Genomic DNA, 8465 nt, shown 5'->3' on the forward strand with positions numbered 1-8465 from the left:
CTCGAACATCGTTAATCGCTCCTCAGAGCGGTCAGGCAGTAAGGGGACGCTCCCCTCTCTGTCCTTCCGCAGCTTAGTCCCGCAAGCGGGGACCGCTCATTCCAACTGCCGACACCGGTCCGGCTGCGCCGTCGGCCCGCCTCACTCCCGTCGGAGGCAGCCTGGCCTGCTGTCCGAGCAGTCGACACCAGTTCCAACCCGATGGTGCGAGACGATGTTCCCGCAGGCCAGGCGTATCCACCCGGATTCCCTACGCCGACGGCGAACGGCCCTTGGCCAAAGCCCCCGCCACTCGCTGACATCCCGCCTTCGCACCCCCGTTCCACCAGGCTTGTCCACCCCGAACACGCTGGACAGAGCTGAACAGACCTAGAGCCTTCTTACCCGCTCGTACTGACAGTCCATGCGGGGCATGCCGGAGACAGCCGGGCGCATCCGCTGAGGGCGAACAGCCTCGAGCGGGGCAGCGCGGCGCGCCGCGGCACGGAACGCGCACGCGCGAACACAGCCTGACACCAGGTCGTGGCGTTTTGTCAACCCTGCGTAACCCATGGGGGTTTCGTCAGTTGCTCCGGGCATGAGCTTCGCCATCACGCCCCGCGACGGCGGTGGGCACGGCCACGACGCACTGGTGCTGGCGGCGGACGCCGGCCTGGCGCTGCTGCGGCGGCGGGGCCTGCGGACCGGGCCGGTCGCGTACGAGCGGGAGAGCCGGTGCGTCCAGCTGCTCGTCCCGGCGGGCAGCGCGGCGGAGCTGCCGGGACTGCTGGAGTGGCTGGAGTGGGGCGACATCGAGCTGGGGCTGGCGTGCCAGACCCCTTACAGCCCTCGGGAGGCCGCCCTGTGGCTGCGACCTCCCGAGCGGGGCCGTGAAGCGGATCGCGTGGATCTCGTACGGCTGGTGAGTGCGGCGGCGACGGAATGCCACCGCGCACGGCTGCGCCGTACCGCGCGTATGCCGCGCGCCGCTCAGCCGTTGGCCTTCTCGTAGGCCTCACGGATATTGGCGGGAACGCGGCCACGGTCGTTGACGTCGTAACCCTCTTCCTTCGCCCAGGCGCGGATCTTCGCGGTGTCCTGACCGCCGCCGGCCGCAGCGCGGCCCTTTCCACGAGCGGAACGGCCGCCGGTACGGCGCCCGCCCTTCACATAGGGCTCCAGCACCGTACGGAGGTTGTCCGCATTCGAGGTGGTGAGGTCGATCTCGTAGGTCTTCCCATCCAGTGCGAACGTGACCGTCTCGTCCGCCTCGCCACCGTCGAGGTCGTCGAGAAGAAGAACCTGTACCTTCTGCGCCACCGGATACTCCCAATCGTCATCGATAACTTCGATTACTGATACTGCCGACGAAAGCAAACCGCTTTTCGCGGAGAAACACAAACCCTCGGTTGAGTTTGTTCCCCGAACCAGTGGGATTGGTGGGATCTTTCGGACAAAGCGCCACACCCGGCCGGTAGCCGAGTCGATGCGAGTGGGTCATCGTCCGGTCACTCAGAGATGCAGGAGCATGCGGCTGTTGCCCAAGGTGTTCGGCTTCACCCGTTCGAGACCGAGGAACTCCGCCACGCCCTCGTCAAAGGAGCGCAGCAGTTCGCTGTAGACGTCGCCGTCGACCGGTGTCTCGCCGATCTCGGTGAAGCCGTGCTTGGTGAAGAAGTCCACTTCGAAGGTGAGGCAGAAAATGCGCCGCACGCCGAGCCAGCGCGCGGTGCGTACCAACTTCTCCAGCAGCTGATGCCCCACGCCGGTGCCCTTCAGAGCCGGATCCACCGCGAGCGTCCTGACCTCGGCGAGGTCCTCCCACATCACGTGGAGTGCGCCACATGCGACCACCTCGGCGTCGTGGTCCCGTTCCGCGACCCAGAACTCCTGGATGTCCTCGTAAAGAGTGACCGTGGCTTTGTCGAGAAGGATGCGGTCGCGGGAGTAGGCATCGATGAGCCGACGCACCGCGCGTACATCCGAGGTCCGTGCCCGGCGAACGGTTACTTCTGATACGGCTGAGGGTGCTGTCGCCATGAACGGACGCTATCGCCCGCCGCCGGCGCGCCGCTCTCCGGGGCGGGGATCCCTTGCGGCACCCTTCCAGCGCTCCTCCGGCAACCCCTCAGTCGCCCCTCCTGCGGCCTTCCGGCGCCCTTCTGGCGCTCTGCCGTGCCGGCTCCGGGCCATTGGGCGGAGTGGGCGCTACGGGGACTCTCCCGGGTCTCCACGCGACGTGTCGACGTGCACCCCGTTCACTTGTACGACGCGCAGCGCGTCCCGCAGTGCGTCGCACTGTTCCACCGTCAAACGGCCGAAGAACTCGACGAGCGCGGCGGCCGCGTTGTCGCTGGAAGACCAGGCTTCGTTCATCAGTGCGGCCGAGTAGGCGGCACGGGTCGAGACCGCCTCATATCGATAGGCGCGGCCTTGTTGTTCGCGGCGCAGCCAGCCCTTCTGATGGAGGTTGTCCATTACGGTCATCACCGTGGTGTAGGCGATGGCCCGTTCCCCCCGTAGATCTTCCAGGACTTCTCGCACGGTGACGGCGCGGTTCCACTGCCATACCCGCGTCATCACGACGTCTTCCAACTCTCCCAATGGCCGAGGCATCGGTGAATAATAGTCGGAGATGTCCGAATGCCGGGAGGCCGCTCAGCGGGCTTTCTTCTGCCGCGCACCCTCGGCGGCGGCGAACGCCGCGTCCACCGCCGCGTCCTCCTTGGCCTTGTTCGCGCCACCCTGGCTCTTCACGATCGTCACGATGAGCGCGGTGAACGCCACCGCCATCACGATCGGCGGGGTCAGCGCCGCGACGTAGTCCATGGCTGTCGGCCTCCTCGGTGAGCAGGCTGCCAGCGTACGGCAGCCCGCATGGTCCCGGGCGCCCGGGACGCCCGTCTCAGCTGCGGCTGACGTTGCGCTCGTAGACGAGGCGGAGGCCGATCAGGGTCAGCCACGGCTCGTGCTCGTCGATGGCGGACGCCTCGCCGAGCACCATGGGCGCGAGGCCGCCGGTGGCGATGACGGTCACGTCGTCGACGTCGTCGGCGAGTTCCCGTGCGATCCGCTCGACGACGCCGTCCACCTGTCCCGCGAAGCCGTAGAGGATGCCGGACTGCATGGCCTCGACGGTGTTCTTGCCGATGACGCTGCGCGGCCGGGCCAGTTCGATCTTGCGGAGCTGTGCGCCCCGTACGCCCAGTGCGTCGACGGAGATCTCGATGCCGGGGGCGATGACGCCGCCGACGTACTCGCCGCGCGCCGAGACCGCGTCGAAGGTGGTGGCCGTGCCGAAGTCGACGACCACGCACGGTCCGCCGTACAGCTCGACGGCGGCCAGGGCGTTGATGATGCGGTCGGCGCCGACCTCCTTGGGGTTGTCCACGAGGATCGGTACGCCCGTTTTCACTCCGGGCTCCACAAGGACGGCGGGGATGTCCCCGTAGTAGCGGCGAGTCACCTCGCGCAGCTCGTGCAGCACGGAGGGGACGGTCGAGCAGATGGCGATGCCCTCGATGTTGTCGCCGAGCTCCTCGCCGAGCAGGGGGTGCATGCCCATCAGGCCGTGCAGCAGTACGGCCAGCTCGTCGGCGGTACGGCGCGCCTCGGTGGAGATGCGCCAGTGCTCGACGATGTCGGCGCCGTCGAAGAGACCGAGCACCGTGTGGGTGTTCCCGACGTCGATGGTCAGCAGCATCAGACATCCACCTCTTCGCGCGGCTCGCGGGTCTCGCCCTCGGGCTCGCCGTCCTCGGCCGTCCGCAGGTCGAGCCCGACGTCGAGGATCGGCGAGGAGTGGGTGAGGCCGCCGACGGCGAGGTAGTCCACGCCGGTCGCGGCGTAGTCGGCGGCGTTCTCCAGGGTGAGGCGGCCGGAGGACTCCAGCCGGGCGCGGCCCGCGACGAGCCGTACGGCCTCCGCGGTACGGGCCGGGGTGAAGTTGTCCAGCAGGATCAGGTCTGCGCCCTCGGCGAGCACCGGTTCGATCTGGTCGAGCCGGTCGACCTCCACCTCGATGGGCACGCCGGGGAAATCCGTACGGACGAGTCTGAACGCCTCGGCGACGCCGCCCGCGGCGATGACGTGGTTGTCCTTGATGAGCGCCGCGTCGGAGAGGGAGAAGCGGTGGTTGACGCCGCCGCCGCAGCGCACCGCGTACTTCTCGAGAGCGCGGAGGCCGGGAGTGGTCTTGCGGGTGTCGCGCACGCGGGTTTCGCCGCCGGCGGCCGTACCGGCGGAGGCGGCCGCGGAGGCGAGCGCGTCGGACCAGCGGCGGGTGGCCGTGGCGATGCCGGAGAGGCGGCAGAGCAGGTTCAGGGCGCTGCGCTCGGCGGTGAGCAGGTCGCGGGTACGGGTGCGGACGGTGAGCAGCCGCTGCCCGGGGACGACGCGGTCGCCGTCCTCGACGTGCCGCTCGACGGCGAACTCGTCCGTGCACACGACGGAGAGGACGGCTTCGGCGATCCGCAGCCCCGCGACGGTCCCCTCCTCGCGGGCGGTGAAGTCGCCGGTCGCGACGGCGTCCTCGGGAACGGTGGCGACGGTCGTGACGTCGACGCCCTGGTCGAGGTCCTCCTCGATGGCGAGGTGTGCGACGTCCTCGACCTGTACGGGGTCGAGGCCGGCGTCCACGAGCAGCTGGGCCAGGTCGGGGTCGAGGCCGCAGTCGAGGGGATCCAGTCCGTACTCCTCGCCGTCGTCCTCGCCGCCACTGCCGCAGCCGCACGCGTCACCACAGCCACCGCCGGAATCCGGCGCCATGGCGGCGGGGCCGCCGATCTGGAGCAGCGGCACGTCGACCGGCCGCGCGCGCCGGTCCCCCGCGGGGTTCGTGGAGCCGGGGGCGTCCATGGCGTCCGGGGCGTCCGGGAAGGGGCTGGTCACGGTTGCTCCGTCGGGTTGTGAGGCTGCGGGGACCGGTTCGGCCGGGTCGGCGGGAAAGCGGTCGCGCCCGTCGTACGGACGTCGAGACTACGGGCCGTCCCGCTCGGCCCGGCGGCCCCCACGATGAGGTGGCGGCGCCAGGCGGCATCGTCGCGGTCGGGGTGGTCCTCGCGCCAGTGGCAGCCGCGCGTCTCCTCGCGGCGGAGCGCGGCGGCGACCAGGACGCGGGCGACGAGGTGCAGGTTCGCCGTCTCCCAGGTCTCCACGCCGGGCTCGGCGGGCTTGTGCGCGGTATCGCCGGGGAGCGCGTCCAGCCGGTCCGCGGCGGCGGCCAGGCTCGTCGCGGAGCGGAGCACTCCGGCACCGCCGGTCATGACCCGCTGGATGGCGGACCGCGCCTCGGGCGGCAGCAGCGGGGTCACCGACCCGGCCCGGGTGGGTCCCGGCCGGGCGGTGGGCGGCGGCGCGTTTCCTGTCCGCTCCAAGTTGTCGGCCATGCGGTCGGCGATGTGGTCCGCGATGCGCTCCGCGAAGACCAGGCCCTCCAGCAGGCTGTTGGAGGCCAGCCGGTTCGCGCCGTGCACGCCGGTGCAGGCGACCTCACCGCAGGCGTAGAGCCCGGGCACGGTCGTACGGCCGTGCAAGTCGGTGCGGACGCCGCCGCTGGCGTAGTGCGCCGCCGGTGCCACCGGGACGAGCCCGTTGACGGGATCGATGCCGTGGCCGCGGCAGGCGGCGAGGATGGTGGGGAAACGGGTCTCCCACATGGCGGCGCCGAAGTGGCGGGCGTCGAGGAACATGTGCTCGGTCCCCGGTGCCGCCCCCTGCTCGGCTGCCCGCCGCATGATCGCCTTGGCGACGATGTCACGAGGGGCCAGCTCGGCGAGCTCGTGCTGCCCGAGCATGAAGCGGACCCCCTCGCCGTCCACGAGATGGGCGCCCTCGCCGCGTACCGCCTCCGAGATCAGCGGCTGCTGTCCCTCGGCGCCGGCGCCGAGATAGAGCACCGTCGGATGGAACTGCACGAACTCCAGATCGCTGACCTCCGCACCGGCGCGCAGCGCGAGGGCGACGCCGTCGCCGGTGGAGACGGCCGGGTTGGTCGTGGCCGAGTAGATCTGGCCCATGCCGCCCGTCGCGAGCACGACGGCGGGCGCGTGCACCGCTCCGACGCCGTCGTGCTGGCCCTCGCCCATGACGTGCAGCGTGACGCCGGCAGTGGCGCCGTCCGCGGTCCTGAGCAGGTCCAGGACGAGGGCGTTCTCGACTGTGCGCACGCTGGTACGCCGGTCGTGCACCGCCTCGACCAGGGCACGGGAGATCTCCGCGCCCGTGGCGTCGCCGCCCGCGTGCGCGATGCGGCGCCGGTGGTGGCCGCCCTCCCGGGTCAGCTCGACCAGGCCGGTCGCGGCGTCGGTGTCGAAGCGGGCGCCGGTGGCGATGAGACGGCGTACGGCGGCGGGCCCCTCGGTCACCAGCGTGCGTACGGCCTCCTCGTCACACAGGCCCGCGCCCGCGACCAGGGTGTCCTCGAGGTGCTGCCCGGGGGTGTCCCCCTCACCGAGGGCGGCGGCGATGCCGCCCTGCGCCCAGCGGGTGGAACCGTCGTCCAGGCGGGCCTTGGTGACGACGACCGTACGCAGGCCCGCGGCGGCACATCGGAGCGCGGCGGTCAGCCCGGCGACGCCGGAGCCGACGACCGCGACGTCGGCGTCGATCGTCCAGCCGGGCGCGGGGGCGCGGAGCGGCGCCGTGCCGTCAACCGCTGGGCCGTCGACCGCTGGGCCGTCAACGGGTATGCCCGCGGGGCCGAGGTCCGTCATCGGGGCGCTCCGGAGGGGAGGTGGAGGGGGAGGTTGTCGATGAGGCGGGTGCCGCCGACCCGGGCCGCGACGGCGAGCACGGCCTCAATGGGCCCCGGACTCACGGCGGAGCCGGCGGACCCGGCGGACCCGGCGGACCCGGCGGACCCGGTGAGTTCCGTGAAGTCGGCGGGATCGACGAGGGCCAGATAGTCCACGATCAGGGGCGGGTCGAGGCGGGTGGCGGCGGCCAGGACGTCGTCGGCCGCGGCCAGCGCGGCATCGGCGCCGTCCGCCACCGCGCCCTGCGCGGCGAACAGGCCGCGGGAGAGCGCGAGCGCGGACTCGCGGTCCGCCGGGGAGAGGAAACGGTTGCGGCTGGAGAGGGCGAGGCCGTCGGGCTCCCGGACGGTCGGGACGCCCGCGATCTCCACCGGGAAGTTGAGGTCCCGCACCATCCGCCGGATCAGGGCGAGTTGCTGGGCGTCCTTCTGTCCGAAGCAGGCGAGGTCGGGCGCGGTGAGGTGGAGGAGTTTGGCCACGACGGTGAGTACCCCGTCGAAGTGACCCGGCCGGTACGCCCCTTCGAACCGCTCGCCCATCGGCCCGGCGGCGACGCGCACTTGGGGCTCTCCCCCGGGATAGACCTCGTCGACGGAGGGGGCGAAGACCACGTCCGCGCCCGCCTCCCGCGCGACGAGCAGATCGGCGTCGAGGGTGCGCGGGTAGCGGTCGAGGTCTTCGGAGGGGCCGAATTGCAGCGGGTTGACGAAGACGGTGACGACCACCTGGCCGCGCGGGCCGAGCCGTTCGCGAGCGGCGCTGATGAGGGCCGCGTGCCCCGCGTGCAGGGCGCCCATGGTCATCACGGTGGCGCGCTGCCGCGGTACGTCCGCGGTGGCGCGCAGTTCGGCGGCCGTACGGACGAGACGCGGGGTCGCCGTGTCCACTGCGGTACCGGTCACTTGCCACGCCCCCCTTCGGAGAGGACGTCCAGCAGGTCCTCGGCGAGTTCGGGTTTGAGCAGGCCGTGCGCGAGGGCGCGGTCCGCCGTGGCACGGGCCATGGCGAGGTAGCTCGCCACCATCCGCGGGTCGTGCGCGCCGAGTTCGGTGACGTGCGCGGCGACCGTACCCGCGTCGCCGCGAGCGACGGGGCCGGTGAGGGCGGCGTCACCGGAGCGCAGGGTGTTGTCGAGGGCGGCGCCGAGCAGTGGTCCGAGCATCCGGTCGGGCGCCTCGACGCCGGCGGAACGCAGCAGGTCCATGGCCTGGGCGACGAGGGTGACCAGGTGGTTGGCGCCGATGGCGAGGGCGGCGTGATAGAGCGGGCGGGCCTCCTCCGCGATCCACTCGGGCTCCCCGCCCATCTCGATGACGAGGGCCTCGGCGGCGAGCCGCAGCTCGTCGGGGGCGGTGACGCCGAAGGAGCAGCCGGCCAGCCGCTGTACGTCGACCGGGGTGCCGGTGAACGTCATCACCGGGTGCAGGGCGAGCGGCAACCCGCCCGCGCGCAGGGCGGGTTCGAGTACCGCGGTGCCGTACCGGCCGGAGGTGTGGGCGATCAGCTGGCCCTGCCGTACGGCCCCGGTCCCGGCCAGGCCCGTGACCAGCTCGGGCAGCGCGTCATCGGGCACCGTGAGCAGGACGAGGTCGGCGCGGGCGAGCACCTCGGCGGGGTCGACGAGCGGCACCCCGGGGAGCAGCTCGGCCGCCCGGCGGCGGGAGTTCTCGGAGACGCCGGACGCGGCGACCGGACGGTGCCCGGCGAGCCGCAGCGCGGCCGCCAGCGCGG

Annotated in this window: 10 protein-coding genes; 1 reads left to right on the forward strand and 9 read right to left on the reverse strand. The window is 72.0% G+C overall.

Translation table 11 applies throughout. The features are described 5' to 3' along the window. The first annotated feature begins 577 nt into the window (after positions 1–577). Complete coding sequence (locus ACRDP3_RS11720) at positions 578–991, forward strand: hypothetical protein (RefSeq protein WP_431516828.1); 414 nt, start codon at positions 578–580, stop codon at positions 989–991. On the opposite strand, the gene ACRDP3_RS11725 is transcribed toward ACRDP3_RS11720, so the two are convergent. The 9 genes from ACRDP3_RS11725 to ACRDP3_RS11765 form a co-directional block, all read right to left on the reverse strand. Continuing rightward, complete coding sequence (locus tag ACRDP3_RS11725; protein WP_431516829.1) at positions 970–1299, reverse strand: histone-like nucleoid-structuring protein Lsr2; 330 nt, start codon at positions 1297–1299, stop codon at positions 970–972. The genes ACRDP3_RS11720 and ACRDP3_RS11725 overlap by 22 nt on opposite strands. Before the next feature lie 192 nt (positions 1300–1491). Beyond that, positions 1492–2019, reverse strand: a complete 528-nt coding sequence (locus ACRDP3_RS11730; protein ID WP_431516830.1) for an amino-acid N-acetyltransferase — start codon at positions 2017–2019, stop codon at positions 1492–1494. A gap of 168 nt (positions 2020–2187) precedes the next feature. After that, complete coding sequence (locus ACRDP3_RS11735; protein ID WP_431516831.1) at positions 2188–2595, reverse strand: BlaI/MecI/CopY family transcriptional regulator; 408 nt, start codon at positions 2593–2595, stop codon at positions 2188–2190. A gap of 42 nt (positions 2596–2637) precedes the next feature. Continuing rightward, complete coding sequence (locus tag ACRDP3_RS11740) at positions 2638–2808, reverse strand: hypothetical protein (RefSeq protein ID WP_431516832.1); 171 nt, start codon at positions 2806–2808, stop codon at positions 2638–2640. 76 nt (positions 2809–2884) lie between these two features. Continuing rightward, positions 2885–3682, reverse strand: coding sequence for a type III pantothenate kinase (locus ACRDP3_RS11745; RefSeq protein WP_431516833.1), 798 nt, complete (start codon positions 3680–3682; stop codon positions 2885–2887). Further along, entirely contained in the window at positions 3682–4836 is a 1155-nt protein-coding gene (nadC, locus tag ACRDP3_RS11750) for a carboxylating nicotinate-nucleotide diphosphorylase (RefSeq protein WP_431516837.1), read from the reverse strand. The genes ACRDP3_RS11745 and nadC overlap by 1 nt, the downstream gene beginning before the upstream one ends. 29 nt (positions 4837–4865) lie before the next feature. Next, positions 4866–6692, reverse strand: a complete 1827-nt coding sequence (locus ACRDP3_RS11755; protein WP_431516834.1) for an L-aspartate oxidase — start codon at positions 6690–6692, stop codon at positions 4866–4868. Then, complete coding sequence (gene panC / locus ACRDP3_RS11760) at positions 6689–7636, reverse strand: pantoate--beta-alanine ligase (protein WP_431516835.1); 948 nt, start codon at positions 7634–7636, stop codon at positions 6689–6691. Before panC ends, ACRDP3_RS11755 begins: the two co-directional genes overlap by 4 nt. Continuing rightward, the coding region (locus ACRDP3_RS11765; RefSeq protein WP_431516836.1) for a Rossmann-like and DUF2520 domain-containing protein at positions 7633–8465 on the reverse strand (833 nt) is incomplete at its 5' end. The genes panC and ACRDP3_RS11765, both read right to left, overlap by 4 nt.

Source organism: Streptomyces sp. (genome assembly GCF_050698815.1).
In the GTDB taxonomy this organism is placed as follows: Bacteria; Actinomycetota; Actinomycetes; order Streptomycetales; family Streptomycetaceae; genus Streptomyces.